We start from the raw sequence: 20,691 nt of genomic DNA on the forward strand, positions 1-20,691 counted from the left end.
AACGATCAACACACACCCACGACCGCATACGAATCAGGACACTAGCGGCTGGGGTGCACCGTGCGGAGGCGGTGCCATCGGGAGCAGGACAGGCGACGGCGGCCCCGCGGAGCGGAGCCGCCGTCACTCGGGGGCGGGGGTAATGACTCAGGCGGCCGGTTCCACCCAGATGTTGCGGTAGCGGACGTTGGCGCCGGCGTCGCCGTGGTCCTGGAGGCGGATCGGGCCCACGGCCGGGCCTTCCGCCGCGCCGCCGCCGGTGGAGCCGTTGATCTCGACGTTGTTGTGCACGACCACGCCGTTCCAGACCACCGTCACCCGCGCGTTCTCGGTCTTCGTGGTGCCGTTGTACCGGGCGGCGCGGAACGTGATGTCGTAGGTCTGCCAGGTCTCCGGCGCGGTGGCCCGGTTGCTGTCGGGCGCCCGCTTCTCGTAGAACGCACCGCACTCGTTCGTCGCCGTGGGCTTGCCGAACGAGTCCAGCACCTGCAGTTCGTACCGGTCCTGCAGGTACACGCCGCTGTTGCCGCGCGCCTGCCCGGTGACCTCCGGCGGCAGGTTCGGGATCCAGAACTCGATGTGCAGCGTGAAGTCGCCGAAGGACTGCTTCGACCGGATGTCACCGCCGAGCACCTCGGCCGAGCCACCCGACACCGGCCACGTCGCCGCGGCGCCGTTGGTGTGCTCCCACGCGTTCAGGTTGGTGCCGTCGAACAGCGTCACGCGCCCGCTGCCGCCGGTCCCCCACGCCTCGAACTCGTAGATGCGCGCGGCCGCGTCCCCGCCGGGGGCGGTGATGTTGAGCCGCACGTATCTCGCCGACACGGCGGTGAAGTCGTGCGTCGTGGTCGAGGCCGTGTTGCCGGTCACCGTCGCGACGGTGGTCCAACTGGACCCGTTGGAGCTGACCTGGAGGGTGAAGTCGCGCGTGTTCCATGCGGTGTTCTCGCCACCGGCACCGGCGTGCTTGACGACGAACCGCGAGATGGTGCGCGCGGCGCCGAGGTCGACCTGAAGCCACTTCGACGCGCCGGTCGAGCACCATTTGTCGGTGTTGCCGCCGGTCGTGCTGCCGTTGACCGCCTTCGCCGGTCCCTCGTTGGCGTTGCACGACGAGTCGGCGGTGGCTGTCGCGCCCAGCGCCAGGTTCGACAGCGCGGGACCGCTCGATCCGTACGCCTCGAGCTCGTAGATGCGCGCGGCCGCGTTGCCGTTGCTCGTCGGTGTCGTGACGTTCAGGCGGATGTATCTGGCCGAGACCGCCGTGAACGTGTGCGTGGTCGTCGAAGCCGTGTTCCCCGTGACCGTGGCGACCGTGGTCCACGCGGTCCCGTTGGAACTGACCTGGAGGGTGAAGTCGCGCGTATTCCAGGCGGCGTCCTCGCCGCCGGCACCGGCGTGCTTGACCACGAACCGGTTGAGCGTCTGCGCCGAGCCGAGGTCGACCTGGAGCCACTTGGTGGCGCCGAGCGAGCACCACTTGTCGGTGTTGCCCTGGCTGACGCTGCCGTTGACGGCCTTCGCCGGTCCCTCGGTGGTGCTGCACGACGAGTCGGCGGTGGCCGCCCTGCCCAGCGCGAGGTTGGTCTCGGCGACGGTGCCGGGGATCGCGTTGAGCGTGTACCACGCCTCGGTGCTCCACAGCGACTGACCGGTCGACGACGAGAACGGCTTCGGCGAACGGATGTGAACCACGCGGTCGGTCTGCAGCCCCGGGATCACGAGCGTCACCTTGCGGCCGTCGGCCGACAGCGACGCCGACGAGACCGACAGCGTCTGCTCGTTGAGCTTCGGGCCGCCGTAGTCGGCGGTCGGCTGGTACCGCCACTGCTTCACCGTGTACTTCGAGGCGAGCGCGGTGGCCGTCTCGGCCGACAGCGGCTGGGTGTACTCGATCTCGAACCCGTTCGGCGTCGCCCGCATCGCGAGCATGTCGAACACGGCGTTGCCGTTGGGCGTGATCTTCTGCAGGCCGAACTTCAGCTTGCCGGCCTGTCCCCAGTTGCCGTCGGCGCCGAGGCCGCCGGCGTAGATGGCGCCGTCGGGCCCCTGCGCCAGCTCGGTGACACCGGCCTCCAGGCCCTGCGTCATGCGGAACAGCGCGCCCTGGTACTCACCGTTGACCTTCTCCAGGAAGCCGCGCTGGATGCCGCCGTACGTCACGTCGGAGATCAGCATCTGTCCCGCGTACGGTCCGTTCTGGACCCACAGCGGCGTGCTCGGCGAGTTCGCGATCTCGTTCTGCGGCATCCACAGGACCGGCCTGGTCACCGGGTTGTTGTCGAACGGGCCGGCCGGGTTCATGTAGTGGTTGAAGAACCGGTTCTGCTTGACGTGCAGCAGCTTCGACGACGGCAGCCAGCCACCCTGGTTGTCGGTGACGAAGATGCCGCCCTCGGGTCCCCACCCGATCCCGTGCGGGGTCCGCAGGCCGCCGGCGATGTACTCCACCGCGCCGTTCGAGCGGTTGACGCGGATCGTGGTGCCCCGGTTGGGCGCCGGCTGCGGGTCGGTGGTGGCGCCGCCGTAGTTGATCGATACCGACAGGTTCAGGTAGAAGTAGCCGCTCTGGTAGAGCAGGCCGAACGCGAACTCGTGGAAGTTCTGGCCGAACGGCCACGTCGCGACCGTGCGGTAGACGTCGGTGACGCCGTCGCCGTTGGTGTCCTGGAGTTCGGTCAGGCGGTGCTTCTCCGAGACGTAGATGATCCCGTCGACGATCTTTATGCCCATCGGTTCCCGCAGACCCGTCGCGACGCGCGTGCGCGTCACGTTGTTCGGGTTGGTGTTCCCGGTGACGTTGCCGAGGATCCAGACCTCGCCGAGGGTGTTGAGGCTTCCGCCCCACGTGGTGATCGCGAGGCGCCCGTCGGCGAAGAAGTCCATGCCGGTCACCTGCGGCTCGAAGCCGCTGGCGCGCAGGTTGGTGAGCGTGTAGCCGGGGTGCAGGCCGGTGAGCGGCAGCCCGTCGCCGGGCGAGTCGCCGCTGGCCTCGCACTCCTTGCGACCGGGCGCGGTGACGCGCACGACGCCGGCGTCGGTGCTCAGCACCGAGTTCGGCACGGTGACGAACCCGCTGGCGCCCGGGGGCTGCCACTGCAGGGTGAGCTGCTGGCCGCCGCCGGCCTCGAAGTGGTCGACGCGCAGCGAGTGGTAGCCGGTGGTGAGGGTGACCGCGCCGTCCTTGGCCGTGACGCCGTGCAGCCCGTCGTGGTCGATCACCGTCGAGTTGTCGATGATCAGGCGGGACCCGTCGTCGCTGAGCAGCCGGAACGTGTAGTTCCCCGCCGTGGCGATGTTGATGTTCCCCAGGACCTGCGAGACGAAGTTGTCGGCGATGCCGAAGTCGGTGATGTCGACGGTCGGCACGAGCCGGTCGATGTTGGGTGTCTGTGCCGGTTTGAGGGTGCACAGCTTGCTGAGCGCCGTCTGCACGTCGAACACGCGCAGCGTGACACCGGGTTCCTGGGGTGGTGGGTCGGCGGCGAGGGCGGGCGGGGCCTGCGCCGTGACCGCGAGGAGGAAGGCAGCCGTTGCGAGCGCACGGCGATACCAGCGTCGGTGCATGGTGGCTCCTGGCGTCGTGATGGTGGGCGGTCCAACACAAACGCGACGTGCCGGGTGGGTCCCCCGAAGGTCCACACCGGCGACGACTTCGCCGATAAGCCGGTCGCTGCCGGTCAGCGTAGGGGCGCCGACACGGCGTGTCCAGGACTTCCATTGAAGTTCTACGAACTTTTGTCGATCTATATCGAAAGTTGGCCAAGCGTCACTCTTTCTTTTCCGGACGCCCCGGGATAGCGTTCGATCCCACCCACGGAAAGCACGGCAAGACACCCCATTCCTGTGTCCAGCCAGCGGAAAGGGGCGAGAAACATGCGAACGGGCATCTGGCTGATCGGGGCGCGGGGATCGGTGGCGGTCACTGCCACGGTCGGCGCGTTCGCGTTGCGCGCGCGGCTGGTCGAGCCGACCGGATGCGTCACCGAACTGCCCGAGTTCGGCCCGGCCGGGCTGGCCGGCTGGTCCGAGCTCGTGATCGGCGGACACGACGTCGTCACCACCCCGGTGCTGAAGAAGGCCGAGGCGCTCGGCGCCGCCGGCGTGGTGCCCGCCCGGCTGGTGGCCGCGCTCGCCGGCGAGCTGGCGGCGCACGAGGACGACCTGCGTCCGCTTCCCGCGGGTGGCACCCAGGCGGAGACCGCCGAGCTGATAGCGGCAGACCTCACCGCGTTCCGCGAGGTGCACGATCTCGCCACGGTCGTGGTCATCAACGTGTCGACCACCGAGCCGGCGCCGCAGCCGCACCCCGCGTTCGCCGACCTGGCCGCGTTGCGCGCGGCGCTGGCGTCCGGCGACGCCGTGCTCCCGCCGAGCGCGCTCGGCGCGTACGCCGCGTTCACGGCCGGCTGCGGCTACGTCGACTTCACGCCCTCCACCGGTGCCCGGCTCCCGGCGCTGCACGAGCTCGCGGTGGAAGCCGGCGTGCCGTACGGCGGCAACGACGGGAAGACCGGCGAGACGCTCGTCAAGTCGGTGCTGGCGCCCATGTTCGCGCTGCGGAACCTGCGCGTGAACACGTGGAGCGGCCTCAACCTGCTCGGGGGCGGCGACGGCGCGAACCTCGCCGACCCGGCGGCCAACGCCGCGAAGGTCGCCAGCAAGCAGCGCGTGCTCAGCGACGTGCTCGGCTACCAGCCGCAGGGCACCAGCCGCATCGACTACGTCGAGGACATCGGCGACTTCAAGACCGCCTGGGACCTCGTCACGTTCTCCGGTTTCCTCGGCACCGGCATGCGCGTCGAGTTCACCTGGCACGGCTGCGACTCCGCGCTCGCCGCGCCGCTCGTGCTCGACCTCGGCCGGCTCACCGCCGCCGCGCACCACGCCCGCCGCAGCGGCCCGCTGCCCGAGCTCGCCTTCTTCTTCAAGGACCCGCTGGGGTGCACCTCCGCCGGCCTCTCCGACCAGTGGGCAACGCTCGTCGCGTTCGCGTCCGGACTGTCCACATGAGACTGGGTGCGCTGGCGGAACTCGTCCGCGCCCCCGCCGCACTCTCCGTGCCCGGCGACGTGGTGGCCGGTGCCGGCGCGGCCGACGTGCTCGACCGCCGCACCGCCGGGCTCGCCTGCGCCTCCGTCTGCCTGTACTGGGCCGGGATGGCCGCCAACGACTGGGCCGACCGTGACCTCGACGCCGTCGAGCGTCCGCGGCGGCCGATCCCGTCGGGCCGCATCAGCGCGCCCGCCGCGCTCGGTGTCGCCGGCGCGTTGACCGCCGCCGGGCTCGCGCTCGCCGGTGCCGCCGGCGGACGGCGCGCGCTCGCGGTGGCCGGCCCGCTCGCCGCCGCGGTGTGGGCGTACGACCTGAAGGCCAAGAACACCGGCGCCGGGCCGTTCGCGATGGCCGCCTGCCGCGCGCTCGACGTGCTGCTCGGTGCGAGCACCGGCCGGGTCGCGCGCGCCCTGCCGGCGGCGCTGACGGTGGGCGTGCACACCTACACGGTCACGGCCCTGTCGCGCGGGGAGGTCGCCGGCACACGGCCGCGCGTCGCCGCCGCGACCCTCGCCACGACCGCCGCCGTCGCCCTCACCACGGCCTCCGGACCCGCGTCGACGGTGCTGGCGGCCGACTACGCCCGCCGGTACGCAACGGCACAGGCGCGCGTGCTCACCGACCCGGCCGCGCCCCGCGTCCGCGCCGCGGTGGGCGCCGGAATCATGGCGCTGCCGGCCCTGCAGGGCGCGCTCACCGCCCGCGCGGGGCGGCCGGTCGCCGGGATCCTGGTCGCCGCGGCGGCACCCCTGGGCCGGAGACTCGCCCGCTGGATCTCACCGACATGACCGGCCACGGGTCCGGCCTCAGGTTCGGCTACGGCACCAACGGGTTCGCCAACCACCGGCTGGCCGACGCGATCGCGGTCATCGCCGACCTCGGGTACGTCGGCGTCGCGCTGACCCTCGACCACGACCACCTCGACCCGTTCTCCCCCGGGCTGGCCCGGGAGGTGGCCCGCACGGCCGACCTCCTGCGCGACCGGGACCTCGGCGTCGTCGTCGAGACCGGCGCCCGCTACCTGCTCGACCCGTGGCGCAAGCACGCGCCCACGTTCCTCCACGACGACCGCGCGGTGCGCGTCGACTTCCTGCGCCGCGCCGTGGCGATCGGTGCCGACCTCGGTGCCGAGGCCGTCTCCTGCTGGGCCGGCGTGCGACCGTCCGATGTGGACGACGCGACCGCCTGGTGCCGGCTCGTCGCCGGCGTGGCCGACGTCGTCGCGGCCGCCGACGGGCGCGGGGTGCCGATCGGTTTCGAGCCCGAGCCGGGCATGCTGGTCGAGAACATCGCCGGGTGGAAGCGGCTGCGGGCGGCGCTCGGCGAACCCGCGGCGTTCGGGCTGACCCTCGACATCGGACACTGCCGGTGCCTCGAACCGGTGGGGGTGCCCGAGTGCGTCGCCGACGTGGCGGAGCACCTCGTGAACGTGCAGATCGACGACATGGTCCGCGGCGTGCACGAACACCTCGAGTTCGGCACCGGCGAGATCGACTTCCCGCCCGTGCTGCGCGCCCTGCGCGACGGCGGCTACCGCGGGCTGGTCGCGGTGGAGCTGCCCCGGCACTCCCACGCCGCACCCGACGTGGCGCGCCGGTCGCTCCACTTCCTCCAGGCCGCTTCCCAGGAGGTGACTCAATGACGCTCGACCAGCTGCGGACGGCGCTCACGGGCGTCCCCCAGCACGGCTGGCTCACCGGTGCGGAGGCGAGCGTCCGCGCGGACCCCGACACCGTCGGACGATTCTTCGCCCAGGCCGACCGCCGGCTCGGCCGCGACCCGTTACCCGACCATCCGGACCTCACCGGCGGCCAGGCGGGGCGGGCGCTGCTGCTCGCGGCGCTCCTCGACGCCCCCGACCCGGTCGAACGGATCGTCGCCGTGTACCAGCAGGGCGACGCCGCCGAGCGGCTGGCCGTGCTGAAGGCGTTGCCCCTGCTGCCGATCGGCGCCGCCGCCGCGCCACTGCTGCACGACGCCCTGCGCACCAATGACACCCGGCTGGTGGCCGCCGCCCTCGGCCCCTACGCATCGCACCTCGACGTCGCCACCTGGCGTCAGGGCGTCATCAAGTGCGTGTTCATGGGTGTCCCCCTGAAGAACGTCGACGCGCTCGACGAGCGCGCCGACGGTGACCTCGCGGCGATGCTCGCCGCGCTCGCGGAGGAGCGCCTCGCCGCCGGCCGCACCATGCCGGCCGACGCGGTGGCGCTGCTCGACCGGCTCTCGCTACGCAAGGAGCGCTAATGCGCGTCTTCGACCCCCACATCCACATGACCTCCCGCACCACCGACGACTACCGGCGGATGGCCGACGCCGGCGTCCGCGCGGTCGTGGAGCCGGCCTTCTGGCTCGGCCAGCCGCGCACCAACCCGGGTTCGTTCGTCGACTACTTCGACTCCCTGATCGGCTGGGAGCCGTACCGGGCCTCGCAGTTCGGCATCCGGCACCACGCGACGATCGCGCTGAACCCCAAGGAGGCCAACGACCCGCGGTGCCTCGGCGTGCTCGACCTGATGCCCCGGTACCTGGAGAAGGACGGCGTCGTCGCGGTCGGCGAGATCGGCTACGACTCGATGACCCCGGCCGAGGACCGGGCACTGGCCGCCCAGCTCGCGATGGCGCTGGGCTCGGAGCTGCCGGTGCTCGTGCACACGCCGCACCGCGACAAGGCCGCCGGCACGAAGCGGACGCTCGACGTGGTCGGAGAGTCCACGATGGACCCCGGCATGGTGCTGATCGACCACCTGAACGAGGTCACCGTGCCGCTGGTGCGCGACACCGGCTGCTGGATGGGCTTCTCCATCTACCCGGAGACCAAGATGTCGCCGCCGCGCATGGTCGGCATCCTCAAGGAGCACGGCCTGGAGCGGATGCTGGTGAACTCCGCGGCCGACTGGGGCCACTCCGACCCGCTGCTCACCGTCGAGACCGGCCGGGCCATGCTGGCGGCCGGCTTCAGCGACGACGACGTCGACCGCGTGCTCTGGCGCAACCCGGTGGAGTTCTACGGCCAGTCGGGCCGGCTGGACCTCTCCGACATCCCGGCTCCGGCCGCCACGTTCGCGGGGAGCTCGATCGCGCGCGGCGGCGGGTGATGCGCCTGCACCACCGCGACGGCACCGTGGTGCACCTGTCGTACTGCACCAACGTGCACGCCGCGGAGGACCTCGCCGGCATCGTCGCCCAGTTCGACACGTTCGCGCTGCCGATCCGGCTGCGGCTGGGCAGTTCCGTGCTCGGCCTCGGGCTGTGGCTCGCGGCACCGGTCGCGGCCGAGCTCGCCGCCGACCCGCGGGCCCGGCGCTGGCTCAAGGGCGCGCTCGACGAACGCGGCCTGGAGGTGGTGACCCTCAACGGCTTCCCGTACGCCGCGTTCCAGGACCCGGTGGTCAAGTACGCGGTCTACCGGCCCGACTGGACCGAGCCGCAGCGGCTGCGGTACACGGTGAACCTGGCGACGGTCCTGGCCGACCTGCTGCCCGACGACGCCGTCCGGGGCTCCATCTCGACGCTGCCGCTGGCCTGGCGCACCCCGTGGACGCCGGAGCGGTCCGACGCCTGCCGCCGCTCGCTGAACCTCCTCGCCCGTGAGCTGGCCGCGCTGGAGAGCCGCACCGGCCGGCTGATCCGCATCGCGGTGGAGCCCGAGCCCGGCTGCGTCGTCGAGAGCACGACGCAGGCCGCCACCGAACTGTCCGGTGTGGACACCCGGTACATCGGGGTGTGCCTGGACCTCGCCCACCTGGCGTGCGCGTGGGAGGAGCCGGCCGCCGCGCTGGGCCGGCTACGCGAGGCCGGCCTGCCGGTGGTGAAGACCCAGGTGTCGGCGGCGCTGGAGAGCACCGACCCGGCCCGCGACCGCGACGCGCTGGGCGGCTACGTCGAGCCGCGGTTCCTGCACCAGACCCGCGGCTGGGACGGGATGTCGGCCGACGACCTGCCCGAGGCGCTCGGCAGCACGTCGAGCTCGCCGTGGCGGGTGCACTACCACGTCCCGCTGCACGCCGACCCGGTGCCGCCGTTGCGCGCGACGACGGGTGTGCTCACCGAGTCGCTGGAGGTGCTGCTCGGCGGCTCCGAGGCCGGCTGCGACCACCTCGACGTCGAGACCTACACCTGGAACGTGCTGCCGCCGGGATCGCGCCCGGAGACGCCCACGCAACTGGCCGCCGGCATCGCCGCCGAGCTCGCGTGGGCCCGCGACCGCCTCACCGACCTCGACCTGAAGGAGCTGCCGTCGTGACGCAGCCTGTACTCGTTCTCGACGTCGTCGGGCTGACGCCCCGCCTCCTGGAGCACATGCCGCGCCTGCGGAAGCTGGCGTCCCAGGGCTGGCAGGCCCCACTGGGGACGGTGCTGCCGGCGGTGACGTGCTCGGTGCAGTCGACGTTCCTCACCGGCGCGCTGCCCGCCGAACACGGGATCGTGGGCAACGGCTGGTACTTCCGCGACCTCGGCGAGGTCTTCCTGTGGCGCCAGCACAACGGGCTCGTCGGCGGCGAGAAGCTGTGGCACGCGGCCCGCAAGCGGAAGCCGGAGCTCACCGTCGCCAACGTGTGCTGGTGGTACGCGATGGGCGCCGACGTCAACTGGACGGTCACCCCCCGGCCGGTGTACCACGCCGACGGCCGCAAGGACCCCGACTGCTACACGGACCCACCCGAGCTGCACGACGACCTGACCGACGCCCTGGGCACGTTCCCGTTGTTCAGCTACTGGGGTGCCGGCGCCGGCATCGCGTCGTCCGCCTGGATCGTGAAGGCGGCGCAACGCATCCGCGACCGGCACAACCCCGACCTGACCCTGGTGTACGTGCCGCACCTCGACTACGACCTGCAGCGGTTCGGCCCCGACTCCCCCATGGCCGCGAAGGCGGCCGCCGACCTCGACGAGACGATGACCCCGCTGCTCGACGCGGCGTCGGACGCGACGGTCGTGGTGCTGTCGGAGTACGGCATCACGCCCGTGTCGCGGCCGGTCGACATCAACCGGGCGCTGCGCGCCGAGGGCCTGCTGCACGTCTACACGCAGGCCGGCATGGAGTACCTCGACCCCTGGACGTCGCGGGCGTTCGCGGTGGCCGACCACCAGGTCGCGCACGTCTACGTGCGCGATCCGGCCGACGTGCCGGCCGTGGCCAAGCTGTGCGCGGGAGTCGCGGGCGTCGCCGAGGTGCTGGACCAGGACGGAAAGGCGGCACACGGCCTGAACCACGACCGCGCCGGCGATCTGGTGCTGGTGGCCGGGCCCGACTCCTGGTTCACCTACTACTACTGGCTCGACGACGCCCGCGCGCCCGACTTCGCGACGCTGGTGGAGATCCACCGCAAGCCCGGATACGACCCGGCCGAGCTCTTCTTCGACCCGGCCAACCCCGGCGCCGCCAAGGCCCGGGCGGCCAAGGCGCTGCTCCGCAAGAAGCTCGGCATGCGGTACCTGATGTCGGTGGTCGGTCTCGACGCCGGCGCGAAGGCCGTCCGCGGCTCGCACGGCCGGCTCCCCGACGACCCGCGCGACGCGCCGGTGATCCTCTGCTCCGACCCGTCGTCGGCGCGCACGGAGGTGGCCGCCACGGAGGTCAGGGACCTCCTTCTCGGAATGCTTCAGTAGATCTCGACGTTCGTCAGCTCCGCGGGTGACGGCAGCGCCGGCCGCAGGCCGTCATCCTCGTACACCTCGAGCTCGTCGATCACTCCCTGCAGCACGTGCACGACGATCTCGACGTCGCCGCCGTACCCGTGCACGCCGAAGTAGTCGTCGCGGCCGTACCTGCTGAACCTCGCCATGTCCACTGTGGACAGCCGCGGCCCGGTGACGCGCAGCCCGGCCGACGGGCACCCGCACGAACACGCCGACCAGACCACCGCCGTGCTGGCCTGCGCCCGCAGGTCGTCGTGGCCGGTACGGTCGACGAGCGCGTCGAGCAACGCGCGTTCGGCGGTGGAGAGCGGACGTGGCTCCGCCAGCGGGACCATGACGGGAGCGGTCTCGGACACACCCATACCGTAACGTGTGGACAAGCAGCCATCACCGAGCTACTCTCGGCGCAGTACCACCGGATGCCGGCGCACGATTCAGCGAATGACACAGCGCCCCCGGTTGGGTTTCTCCCGGTTTCGCACTCTTTCACCTGTGTATTTCCCCGGAAGACGAAACCGTTCTGAAACGCCACCGTGCGACCGTCGAGGTGCGCACGGCTGGTTCACCTTCCGCGCAACGGAGAACGCATGACAATCACCGAAGTTCCCCGGCGGCGCCGTACCCGCGCCGCCAGCACACCCGCCACCACCACGGACGCACCATCGGTCACCGGCATCGTGGCCGTCCACCGTGGCAAGGCGTCGCTGCGCCTCAACGGTCTTCTCCCCCACCGCGACGAGCCGCGGATCCCGCAGAACCTCCAGGACCGCTTCGACCTGCGTCCCGGAGACCTGGTCGACGCGACCGTCCACAATGGCGCGCTCACGGAGGTCCACTCGATAAACGGCCGTGCGCCCGGCGGACGCCGGCGCCCCGCCTTCGACGCCCTCTCGGCCACCCACCCCGACGAACGGATCCGGCTCGAGACCGAGCCGCACCTGATGACCACGCGGGTCATCGACCTCGTGATGCCGCTGGGCAAGGGGCAGCGCGCGCTGATCGTCGCTCCGCCCAAGGCGGGCAAGACCACCGTGCTGCGCGACATCGCCAACGCCGTGTCGCGCAACCATCCCGAGTGCCACCTGATCGTGCTGCTCGTCGACGAACGGCCGGAGGAGGTCACCGAGTGGCGGAGGACGGTGCGCGGCGAGGTCGTCGCGTCGACGTTCGACCGCTCGCCGGCCGACCACATCGCGGTCGCCGACCTCACGATCGAGCGCGCGAAGCGCATGGTGGAACTCGGCCGCGACGTCGTGGTCATCGTCGACTCCATCACGCGGCTCGGCCGCGCGCACAACAACGCCGCGCCCGGCGGCGGCCGCACGCTCACCGGCGGCATCGACTCGGCGGCGCTGCAGGCACCGAAACGGTTGCTGGGAGCCGCCCGCAACACCGAGTCGGCCGGTTCGCTCACGGTCGTCGCGAGCGCGCTCGTCGAGACCGGATCGGCCGGCGACAAGCTGCTCTTCGAGGAGTACAAGGGCACCGGCAACGCCGAACTGCGGCTCGACCGGCAGATCGCCGAGCGCCGCGTGTTCCCGGCCGTCGACGTCAACGCGTCCGGCACCCGCCGTGAAGACCTTCTTCTGGACCCGCGTGAGCTCACCGCCACACACGCGCTGCGCCGGGCACTCGCCCAGCTCCCCGCGCCCCAGGCCCTCGACCAGTTGCTCGACCGGCTGCGCCGCACGCAGTCGAACGCGGAGTTCCTGTACCGCCTCACCGCCCGCTGAGGTTTGACTTCGAGCGAACTCGAAGTCGTACGGTCCTCCCCATGGAAACGAGGACCTTCGGACGGCTCGGCAGTGTCAGCGCACTCACCCTCGGCGGTGGCGGCATCGGTCAGGTGTGGGGCAGCACCGACCGGGCGGAGGCGGTGGCCACCGTCCACGCGGCCATCGACGCCGGCATCACCCATCTCGACCTGGCGCCCAGCTACGGCGACGACTTCGAGTCCGAGCGCGTGGTCGGCGACGCGCGTCCACCGGCCGACATCCTGGTGACGACGAAGGTGCAGCTTCCCGAGCGCCGGATCGACGACCCGGTGGCCGAGATGCGGCGCAGCCTGCGGGCGAGCCTGTCACGCATCGGCCGCGACCACCTCGACCTGTACCTCCTGCACACCCAGCTCGACCCCGACGACCGGTCGGTGTCGGCGCCGGACAACGTGAGCTGGAGCCGCTACCGCGACGTCATCGTCCCCGAGTTCGAGCGGATGCGCGCGGCCGGGTCGATCCGGGCGTGGGGCATCACCGGTGTCGGCGTCCCGCGCCAGGTACTCGACGCGGTCACCACCGACCCGAAGCCCGACGCGGCCCAGGTGGTCGTCAACGCCCTCGACATGAGCGGCGACATGTGGCCCTACGGCGCCGCGGACGAGCCGCGCAACCCGGAGATCGTGTCGGCCGCCGCCGGCGCGGGGGTGTCGGTGATCGCCATCCGCGCGGTCGCGGCCGGTTCGCTGACCGCGTCGGTCGACCGTCCACTGGAGACGGCCCACCCGGCCGCCCGCGACTTCGCGCGGGCCGAGCCCTTCCGCAAGCTGGCCGCCGAGCTCGGCCAGCCGGCGGCGGTGCTCGCCCACCGGTACGCGCTGAGCGTTCCCGGTGTCACGACCGTGGTGCTGGGCGTCAAGAACCGCGCCGAGCTCGACGAGTGCGTCGCCGCCGCGGAGCGCGGACCGCTGTCGGCCGAGGAGCTGGCGGCGGTGGACGCCCTGCGCGGGTAACGGGTTCTCAGTCGGCGGTCAGGCCGGCGTCGTGGACGAGCAGCGCGATCTGGGTGCGGTTGTTGAGGCCGAGCTTGGTGAGGATCGACGACACGTGCGCCTTCACGGTGCCGATGCCCATGAACAGCTCCTCGCCGATCTCCGCGTTGGACCGCCCCCGGCCCACGGCCATGGCGACGTCGCGTTCCCGGTCACTCAGCCGGGCCAGCGTCTGCCGGGCGCGGCGGTACCGGTCGTTCACCCCGGTGACCCCGACGTGGGCGATCAGCCGCCGCGTGACCGCCGGGGACAGGATCGGCTCCCCTGCGGCCACGCGGTGGATCGCGCGCAGGATCTCCGCCGGCGGCGTGTCCTTCAACAGGAAGCCGCTGGCGCCCGCGCGCAGCGCCCGCAGCACGTACTCGTCGGCCTGGAAGGTGGTCAGCACGATCACCTCGGGCGGGTCGGGGCGCACGCGCAGCAGCTCGGTGGCGGTGAGACCGTCGAGCCGGGGCATCCGGATGTCCATCAGCACGACGTCGGGGCGGTGCTCGTCGACGGCCCGGGCCACCTCGGTGCCGTCGGCCGCCTCGCCGACGAGGGTGATGTCGGGCGTGGTGTCGAGGATCAGCGCGAGACCGGCCCGCACGAGCGGGTCGTCGTCGACGACCAGGACGCGCACAGCGTCGGTCACGGGGCCCACGGCAGCCAGGCCCGGAGCTCGAAGTCGCCGGCCGCCGTGCGGCCGTGCTCCAGCCGTCCGCCGGCGAGACCGGCCCGCTCGGCGAGCCCGACGATGCCGCTGCCCGCGCCGGGCACCGCGGTGGCGTGCGCCGCGTCGCCCGGGAACGGGTTGCGGACCGCGACGGTCAGCCCGTCGCCCCGGCGGCCGCTCACGCTGACCGACACGTCGGCGCCGTGGGCGTGCTTGCGCGCGTTGGTCAGCCCCTCCTGCACGATCCGGTAGGCACTGCGCCCGACCGCGACCGGCACCGTCGCGGCCTCGGCGACCCGGCAGTCCAGCTCGACGCGGGTACCGGCCCGCCGCGCCTCGGCGGCCAGCTCGGGCAGGTCGGCCAGCGTCGGCTGGGGCCGGTCCGGCTCGTCACCGGTCCAGTCGGCACCGGCCGGTTCGGCGCGGAGCACCCCGATCACCGTGCGCAGCTCCTCCAGGGCCTGGTGGGCACTGTCCCGGATGACGCCCGCGGCCCGGGCGACCTCCTCCGCCGGTCGGTCGGGACGCAGCTCCAGCGCGCCGGCGTGCAGGCTCACCAACGAGATCCGGTGGGCGAGCACGTCGTGCATCTCCCGCGCGATGCGCAACCGCTCCTGCCGGCGGGCCTGCTCGACCTGGTCGACCTCGGCCCGCCGGTCGCGTTCCCGCACCGACCGGGCGAGCTGGCGGCGGGCCCGGACATACATGCCCCACGCCACGACCGTCGAGAAGAACACCACGCTGAGCCCGGCCTGCCACAGGGCCGTCGACGTGTCGAGCCCGACCAGCACGCTGCCGACACAGGCGGCCACCGCACCGGCCGCGACCGCCGCGGCCACCGCGAACCGCCGGTGCACCGCCACGGTGAACAACGCGATGAACAGCGCGAAGGCGGCCGCACCCGACACCAGGGCACATACGACGCAGGTGACCGCGAAGCCGACCGGCCAGCGCCGGCGCAGCCACACGCCGAGGCTGCACAGCACCCCGACCGTGACGTCGAGCGCGAGCGGCACCGGGCCGAACCGTTGACCGTCGACCCCGGCGATCACCGCGAACGCGACGGCGAGCAGGAAGCAGGCGACGTCGACCGCCCAATCGCGCGGCGACCGGACCGGGTTCCTCATGGCGACACCGTACGGCGGCTGGCCGTCCGGCCGCATCCGACCAAAGTTCATCGCCGGAGCGGTCCAAAGTCGGCGGGTCCGGCCTTTGGACAGCAGCGGCGGACCCGCCGCCGGTCCGACGCTTACGGCGTGACGAACACACCCTTCTCCGCAGGCCGACGCGTGGCGTGGCTCGGCCTGATCCTGTGGGCGGTGGCCGCCGCGCTGCTGCTGCCGCTGGCCGGAAAGAGCGCCGATGCCGAGTCGACCGAGGCGGCGGGTGCCCTGCCGCGCGACGCCGAGACCGCCCGGGCGCTCGACCGGGCGCGGTCGGCCTTCCCCGGCTCCGACCTGCCGGTGGCGGTGGTGGTCTACGTGCGCGAGGCCGGGCTCACCGCGGACGACCGGGCGGCCGTGGAGGCGCACCGGAGCACGTTCGCCACCCTGGTCGCCGGAAGTTCCGTCGGCCGCGCCGTGGACAGCGACGACGGGAAGGCGGTCCTGGTGGCTGTTCCGGTTCCCGGCCGGGGCGCCGAGGTCGGTGCCACCGTCGAACGGATCCGGGAGGAGGCTTCCCGCGGCCCGGCCGGCCTGCGGGCGGCGGTCACCGGGTCGGCCGCGGTGGAGGCCGACGGTGACGCGGCCGGCAGCGGCGTCGAGACCACCCTCCTGGCCGTGACGGTCGCCGTGGTGGCCGTGCTGCTCCTGGTCACCTACCGGAGCCCGGTGCTGTGGCTCGTTCCGCTCGTCGTGGTCGGGCTGGCCAGCCAGGTCGCCGCCGGGGTGGCGTACCTCCTGTCCCGCCACGCGGGCGTGACGGTCACCGAGAGCGGCAGCACGGTCATGCTGATCCTCGTCTTCGGCGCGGGAACCGACTACGCCCTGCTGGTCATCGCGCGCTACCGCGAGGAGCTGCGCCGCCACCGCGACCGGTACGCCGCGATGGCCGTCGCGTGGCGCCGGTCCTTCCCGGCGATCCTGGCCTCCGCGGCCACCGTCGCGGTGGGGCTGCTGTGCCTGCTGCTCGCGCGGTCGAACGACGTGCGCGGCATCGGACCGGTCGCGGCGGCCGGCATCGCCGTCGCGTTCGTGGCGATGACCACGCTGCTGCCGGTCCTGCTGGTGCTGCTCGGCCGCTGGGTGTTCTGGCCGTTCGTGCCGCGGTACTCCGCTGACACCCCCGCCGACACCTCCGCCGACCCGGGGCGCGGGCGCCGGGCGTGGCGACGGCTGGCCGACGCGATCGGCCGTCGACCCCGCGTGGTCTGGACGGTCACCACGCTCGTGCTCGTCGGCCTGACGCTCGGCGTGTTCGGGCTGCGGCTCGGCCAGCCCGTCGACCGGATGTTCACCACCGAGGTCGAGTCGGTGACGGCGCTGCGGACCGTCGAGCGGCACTTCCCCGGCGGTGCCTCGGCCCCGGCCGAGGTCGTCGCGGCCGCGGCACGCGCCGACGACGTGGTCGCGACCGCCGCCGCGGTCGACGGGGTGGCCGAGGTCGTCCGGGTCGGCGTGTCGGCCGACGGCCGGTGGGTGCGCGTCGACGCCGTCCTGCGCCACCCGCCCGACTCCGCGGCCGCCAAGGCGACCGTCGAGCGCCTCCGCGCCGCGCTGCACGCGGTTCCCGGCGCGGACGCCCTCGTCGGTGGCGGAACCGCCGCCGCCCTCGACACCGAGCGCGGTGCCAGCCGCGACAACCGGCTCCTGATACCGCTCATCCTGCTGGTGGTGTTCGCCGTGCTGGTGCTGCTCCTGAGGGCGGTGGTGGCGCCGCTGCTGCTCGTCGCGAGCGTCGTGCTGTCCTACGCCGCGGCCATGGGACTGGTCGGCATCATCTGCCGGGCGATCGGCTACCCCTACGTCATGCCGTCGCTGCCCATCCTCGGGTTCGTCTTCCTCGTCACGCTCGGGGTCGACTACACGATCTTCCTCATGACCCGGGCCCGCGAGGAGGTCGCCCGGGTCGGCCACCGCGAGGGGGTCCTGTCGGCGCTCGTGGTCACCGGCGGCGTGATCACCAGCGCCGGCGTGGTCCTGGCGGCCACGTTCTCGGTGCTGCTGGTGGTGCCGTACGTCACCGCGCTGCACCTCGGGCTGGTGGTCGCCGTCGGCGTGCTCATCGACACGTTCCTGGTGCGGACGCTGCTGGTCCCGGCACTCGCGATCGACCTCGGCGAGCGGGTGTGGTGGCCCGCCCGCCCCGTCACCGCAGCTGGCCCGCCGACAGTCCGCTCTGCACCTGACGGTGGAAGGCCACGTATCCGATCAGCACCGGCACCATAGCGATCGTCATTCCCGCGAAGAGTCCGGAGAAGTCACCCCGGTACCCCTCGTTCACGGCGAGCGCCGTCAGGCCCTGGGCCAGCACCCACCGCCTGTCGGCGCCCTCGCCCTGCATCAGCACGATCGGCAGGACGTACTGGTTCCACTGGAACAGGAAGTTGAAGATGCCAACGCTCACCAGCCCGGGCCGGGCCATCGGCAGCATCACGCGGAAGAACAGTCCATAGTGGCCACACCCGTCGACCATCGCGGCCTCGGCCACCGACGTCGGCAGCGTGCGGAAGAACGCGGTCAGGAAGAACACCGTGAACGGCAACGAGTACGCGGCGTACACCAGCATCAGCCCGGGCAGCGTGCCGAGCAGCCCGAGGTTCTTCACCACGAAGAACAGCGGCACCAGCGCCAGGAACACCGGGAACATCATGCCGCCGACGAACGCGTAGTACACCACGCGCTGGCCCCGGAACCGGTAGCGCGCCAGCACGTAGGCCGCCATCGCGCCGAACAGCATCGTGAGGAACAGCGCGCCGGCCACCACGACCGCGCTGTTGAGGAAGTAGCGGCCGATGTGGGCCTCGTTCCAGGCGCGTCCCCAGTTCTCCCACCGGATCTCACCCGGCAGCCCCCACGGGTCGGTGAGGATCTCCGCGTCGCTCTTGAACGAGCTGAGCACCGCCCAGGCCAACGGCAGCGTGGTGAGCAGCGCCCACAGCACCAGGAACGCGTGGGAGAACAGGGGAAAGCCGTCGCGCGCCGGCTTCTCGGCGGGGGCGACGGGATCCGCGACGACGGGCTTCGTCAGAACGGCCATCTACAGCTCCACCCGGTCTCGGCGGGTGACCCGCAGGAACATGGCCGCCACCGTCAGCGTCAGGAAGAACATCGCCACCCCGATCGCCGACGCGTAGCCGAACTGGGCGTCCTTGAACGCGGTGTCGTACAGGCGCAGGCCCACCACGTCGGAGGAGAAGCCGGGACCGCCCTCGGTGATGATCTGTACCACGGCGAAGCCGTCGATCGCGAGGATCGCGAGGTACACCCAGGCCACCTGGATCGTGTCCCACAGCAGCGGAACGGTGACCCGTACCAGGGTGGTGACGCGGTTCGCGCCGTCGAGCAGCGCCGCCTCGTAGATGTCACGCGGGATCGACTGCATCGCGGCGCTGAACAGCACCACGTAGAAGCCCACGTTGCTCCACAGCAGCACCAACGCGACGCACCAGAACGCGAACCGCGGGTCACCCAACCAGGGCTGTGCCCACGAGTCCAGCCCCACCGCGCGCAGGGCCCCGTTGATGAGCCCGCTCTTCGGCGCGTACATCTCCTTCCACAGAACGCCGATGATGGCCACCGACAGCACCTGCGGGAAGAAGTACACGATGCGGTAGACGCCCGCACCGCGCACCCCGTGCACGCCCGCCCGGTCGCGCCGGCCGCCGACGCTGATCATCGACGCGAAGAACAGCCCGAGCACGATCGTCGCCACCGGCAGCAGCAGGAGCAGCAACCCGTTGTGCTTCAACGCGTTCCAGAAGTAGTTGTCACCGAGCAGCCGCTGGAAGTTGTCGAGCCCGACGAACTCGAAGTCCGGCGACAGCCCGCCCCAGTTCGTCCCCGCGATCTGGAACGCCTGCGCGTACGGCGACACCACGAAGATGCCGTACAGCAACAGGGGCGGTACGAGGAAGGAGACGATGAACAGCCTTTTGCCACGCCTGTCTTTCGAGAGCACTGTCAGGTCCGCTTGTACTTCTTGATCGAGCTGTCCTTCGCGATCTCGTCGGCGGCCTGCTGGCACCGGTCGACGAACTGGGCCGAGTTGATGCGCTTGCTGAACAGGTCGGCGCACGCGGCGTCGACGAGGGTGCGTTCGAGCTTGCGGTAGTACGAGTTGTAGAGCCAGTTGAACGTGTTCTTCCCGGCCGTGTCGATCAGCTTCGTCACCGACGTCAGGCCCGGCGACAGCTCGATGCCCTCGATCGGCCCGGCGACCACGGTGAGGCTGCTGACCTTGCGGGTGAAGTCGGAGGAGCCCTTCTTCGACAGCATCACCCGCAGGTACTCCAGCCCGCCGCGCAGGTTCTTCGCCTTGGCCGGCACCACGAACGGCTCGCTGCCGGTGCCCCGGAACGCCTCGAACGGCAGCTTGTCGCCCTTGGTCAGGCTGGGGGTCGGCGAGACGGCCATGGCGAAGCCGGGCGGGGTGACCGACTTCTGCTCGTTCTCCAGCCACGACCCGCACGAGATGAACACCGCGTTGCCGCGGCTCCACTCGGTCTGTGACTGGATGTGGTCCATGCCCTCCGCGCCCGGCTGGATGAACCCGTCGACGGCGAGCTGGTAGTACGCGTCGGCGGCCGCCCTGACGGCCTCGTGCTTCCACGCGTTGGGCTCGAGGTTGTCGATCGCCATGAGCACGTCGGTGCCGCCGAGCTTGGCCGCGGCGCTGAGGATCGGCCAGCTCATGTAGCGGGCGTGCTTGCCCTGGTACGTCCACGGGTTCATGCCGGCGGCCTTGATGGTGCGGCACAACGAGATCATCTCGTCCCACGTCTTCGGGTACTGCCAGCCCCTGTCGTCGAGCAGCTTCTTCGAATACCAGATGCCGTAGGCGGAGTAGGCGTAGTTCAGCGACAGGAACCTGCCGTCGTACGACCCGAGGTCGACGATGCCGGGCCGCAGCGTGTCCTTGACCGTCTTCTTCGGGTCGTCGAGGCTCGGCGCGGCGAGCAGCTCGCCGAGGTCGGCCAGCGCGCCCTGCGACACCAGGCCGTTGAAGTCGATCTGGTTGCCGCCGGAGTTGTTCAGCACGTCGGGCGGGTCGCCGGCGACGAACCGCGGCTGCAGGGTCTGCGAGATCTGCTGGGTGGCGGAGTGCTTGATCTCGGCCTTCGGCCAGCGCTCCTTGTACATGGCCTCGTGCGCCTTGGCGTACTCCTCGCCGAAGCCGCCGTTGAAGATGACCACCTCGAGGGGCGCGTCCTCCTTGACGCCCAACGGGTTCTGGGCGTTGGCGTCGGACTTCGCGCCCTCGGTGTCGTCGCCGCCGCCCATCGCGCAACCGGTCAGCGCGCTCGCGCCGGCCACGGCGCCGATCGTCGCGCCCGCCTGCAGTAGGCCGCGCCGACTGATCGTCTGTGACATGTCGTTGCTCCTGCCCTATGTGGTGGTTCCTGGGAGTC

General features: G+C 71.8%; 17 protein-coding genes. 10 read left to right on the forward strand and 7 right to left on the reverse strand.

From position 1 onward, the window contains the following. Positions 1–147: 147 nt before the first annotated feature. The gene (locus tag Voc01_RS12590) at positions 148–3,567 is read right to left on the reverse strand and encodes a discoidin domain-containing protein (RefSeq protein WP_203927556.1); all 3,420 of its coding nucleotides are present in this window, start codon (positions 3,565–3,567) and stop codon (positions 148–150) included. A 309-nt stretch (positions 3,568–3,876) separates the two neighbouring features. Between Voc01_RS12590 and Voc01_RS12595 the strand changes: the two genes are divergently transcribed. Genes Voc01_RS12595 through Voc01_RS12625 form a run of 7 tightly spaced genes read left to right on the forward strand, consistent with a single transcriptional unit; the run spans position 3,877 to position 10,668 of the window. Continuing rightward, positions 3,877–5,013 carry an inositol-3-phosphate synthase gene (locus Voc01_RS12595; RefSeq protein WP_203927557.1) on the forward strand — a complete coding sequence of 379 codons (1,137 nt, stop codon included), beginning with the start codon at positions 3,877–3,879 and terminating at the stop codon, positions 5,011–5,013. Beyond that, entirely contained in the window at positions 5,010–5,843 is an 834-nt protein-coding gene (locus Voc01_RS12600; protein ID WP_203927558.1) for an SCO3242 family prenyltransferase, read from the forward strand. The genes Voc01_RS12595 and Voc01_RS12600 overlap by 4 nt, the downstream gene beginning before the upstream one ends. Further along, positions 5,840–6,697 carry a sugar phosphate isomerase/epimerase family protein gene (locus Voc01_RS12605; protein ID WP_203927559.1) on the forward strand — a complete coding sequence of 286 codons (858 nt, stop codon included), beginning with the start codon at positions 5,840–5,842 and terminating at the stop codon, positions 6,695–6,697. The genes Voc01_RS12600 and Voc01_RS12605 overlap by 4 nt, the downstream gene beginning before the upstream one ends. Further along, positions 6,694–7,302: an EboA domain-containing protein gene (locus tag Voc01_RS12610; RefSeq protein WP_203927560.1), complete on the forward strand. Its 609-nt coding sequence runs from the start codon at positions 6,694–6,696 to the stop codon at positions 7,300–7,302. Before Voc01_RS12605 ends, Voc01_RS12610 begins: the two co-directional genes overlap by 4 nt. Then, on the forward strand, positions 7,302–8,153 hold the full coding sequence (locus Voc01_RS12615) for a TatD family hydrolase (RefSeq protein WP_203927561.1): 852 nt from the start codon (positions 7,302–7,304) through the stop codon (positions 8,151–8,153). The genes Voc01_RS12610 and Voc01_RS12615 overlap by 1 nt, the downstream gene beginning before the upstream one ends. Then, positions 8,153–9,301 carry a metabolite traffic protein EboE gene (gene eboE, locus Voc01_RS12620; protein WP_203927562.1) on the forward strand — a complete coding sequence of 383 codons (1,149 nt, stop codon included), beginning with the start codon at positions 8,153–8,155 and terminating at the stop codon, positions 9,299–9,301. The genes Voc01_RS12615 and eboE overlap by 1 nt, the downstream gene beginning before the upstream one ends. Beyond that, on the forward strand, positions 9,298–10,668 hold the full coding sequence (locus Voc01_RS12625) for an alkaline phosphatase family protein (RefSeq protein WP_203927563.1): 1,371 nt from the start codon (positions 9,298–9,300) through the stop codon (positions 10,666–10,668). Before eboE ends, Voc01_RS12625 begins: the two co-directional genes overlap by 4 nt. On the opposite strand, the gene Voc01_RS12630 is transcribed toward Voc01_RS12625, so the two are convergent. Then, positions 10,662–11,054, reverse strand: coding sequence for a hypothetical protein (locus tag Voc01_RS12630; protein WP_203927564.1), 393 nt, complete (start codon positions 11,052–11,054; stop codon positions 10,662–10,664). The two genes, Voc01_RS12625 and Voc01_RS12630, sit on opposite strands and share 7 nt — an antisense overlap. A gap of 231 nt (positions 11,055–11,285) precedes the next feature. On the opposite strand from Voc01_RS12630, the gene rho reads away from it, so the two are divergent. Further along, positions 11,286–12,431: a transcription termination factor Rho gene (gene rho, locus Voc01_RS12635; protein ID WP_203927565.1), complete on the forward strand. Its 1,146-nt coding sequence runs from the start codon at positions 11,286–11,288 to the stop codon at positions 12,429–12,431. Between the two features lie 41 nt (positions 12,432–12,472). After that, positions 12,473–13,426 (forward strand): aldo/keto reductase, encoded by a 954-nt coding sequence (locus Voc01_RS12640; RefSeq protein ID WP_203927566.1) that lies wholly within the window; start codon positions 12,473–12,475, stop codon positions 13,424–13,426. Positions 13,427–13,433: 7 nt separating this feature from the next. Here the strand turns inward: Voc01_RS12640 and Voc01_RS12645 are convergent, their stop codons facing one another. Together Voc01_RS12645 and Voc01_RS12650 are read right to left on the reverse strand one after the other, a co-directional pair. Further along, entirely contained in the window at positions 13,434–14,099 is a 666-nt protein-coding gene (locus Voc01_RS12645) for a response regulator (RefSeq protein ID WP_203927567.1), read from the reverse strand. Beyond that, on the reverse strand, positions 14,096–15,247 hold the full coding sequence (locus Voc01_RS12650) for a sensor histidine kinase (RefSeq protein ID WP_239160138.1): 1,152 nt from the start codon (positions 15,245–15,247) through the stop codon (positions 14,096–14,098). Before Voc01_RS12650 ends, Voc01_RS12645 begins: the two co-directional genes overlap by 4 nt. A 129-nt stretch (positions 15,248–15,376) precedes the next feature. Between Voc01_RS12650 and Voc01_RS12655 the strand changes: the two genes are divergently transcribed. After that, positions 15,377–17,509 carry an MMPL family transporter gene (locus Voc01_RS12655; RefSeq protein WP_203927569.1) on the forward strand — a complete coding sequence of 711 codons (2,133 nt, stop codon included), beginning with the start codon at positions 15,377–15,379 and terminating at the stop codon, positions 17,507–17,509. On the opposite strand, the gene Voc01_RS12660 is transcribed toward Voc01_RS12655, so the two are convergent. From Voc01_RS12660 to ngcE, 3 genes are read right to left on the reverse strand one after another with little or no spacing between them, the layout of a single operon-like run. Then, entirely contained in the window at positions 17,430–18,320 is an 891-nt protein-coding gene (locus Voc01_RS12660; RefSeq protein ID WP_203927570.1) for a carbohydrate ABC transporter permease, read from the reverse strand. The genes Voc01_RS12655 and Voc01_RS12660 overlap by 80 nt on opposite strands. Continuing rightward, the gene (locus Voc01_RS12665; protein WP_203927571.1) at positions 18,321–19,241 is read right to left on the reverse strand and encodes a carbohydrate ABC transporter permease; all 921 of its coding nucleotides are present in this window, start codon (positions 19,239–19,241) and stop codon (positions 18,321–18,323) included. Between the two features lie 2 nt (positions 19,242–19,243). Continuing rightward, positions 19,244–20,653, reverse strand: a complete 1,410-nt coding sequence (ngcE, locus tag Voc01_RS12670) for an N-acetylglucosamine/diacetylchitobiose ABC transporter substrate-binding protein (protein ID WP_203927572.1) — start codon at positions 20,651–20,653, stop codon at positions 19,244–19,246. Positions 20,654–20,691 lie beyond the last annotated feature (38 nt).

This window comes from Virgisporangium ochraceum (assembly GCF_016863655.1).
In the GTDB taxonomy this organism is placed as follows: Bacteria; Actinomycetota; Actinomycetes; order Mycobacteriales; family Micromonosporaceae; genus Virgisporangium; species Virgisporangium ochraceum.

Bases quoted from the DNA above. Each gene is read 5' to 3' on its own strand.
- Voc01_RS12590 (WP_203927556.1), bottom strand. From the start codon at position 3,567: ATGCACCGACGCTGGTATCGCCGTGCGCTCGCAACGGCTGCCTTCCTC.
- Voc01_RS12595 (WP_203927557.1), top strand. From the start codon at position 3,877: ATGCGAACGGGCATCTGGCTGATCGGGGCGCGGGGATCGGTGGCGGTC.
- Voc01_RS12600 (WP_203927558.1), top strand. From the start codon at position 5,010: ATGAGACTGGGTGCGCTGGCGGAACTCGTCCGCGCCCCCGCCGCACTC.
- Voc01_RS12605 (WP_203927559.1), top strand. From the start codon at position 5,840: ATGACCGGCCACGGGTCCGGCCTCAGGTTCGGCTACGGCACCAACGGG.
- Voc01_RS12610 (WP_203927560.1), top strand. From the start codon at position 6,694: ATGACGCTCGACCAGCTGCGGACGGCGCTCACGGGCGTCCCCCAGCAC.
- Voc01_RS12615 (WP_203927561.1), top strand. From the start codon at position 7,302: ATGCGCGTCTTCGACCCCCACATCCACATGACCTCCCGCACCACCGAC.
- eboE (WP_203927562.1), top strand. From the start codon at position 8,153: ATGCGCCTGCACCACCGCGACGGCACCGTGGTGCACCTGTCGTACTGC.
- rho (WP_203927565.1), top strand. From the start codon at position 11,286: ATGACAATCACCGAAGTTCCCCGGCGGCGCCGTACCCGCGCCGCCAGC.
- Voc01_RS12640 (WP_203927566.1), top strand. From the start codon at position 12,473: ATGGAAACGAGGACCTTCGGACGGCTCGGCAGTGTCAGCGCACTCACC.
- Voc01_RS12650 (WP_239160138.1), bottom strand. From the start codon at position 15,247: ATGAGGAACCCGGTCCGGTCGCCGCGCGATTGGGCGGTCGACGTCGCC.
- Voc01_RS12660 (WP_203927570.1), bottom strand. From the start codon at position 18,320: ATGGCCGTTCTGACGAAGCCCGTCGTCGCGGATCCCGTCGCCCCCGCC.
- ngcE (WP_203927572.1), bottom strand. From the start codon at position 20,653: ATGTCACAGACGATCAGTCGGCGCGGCCTACTGCAGGCGGGCGCGACG.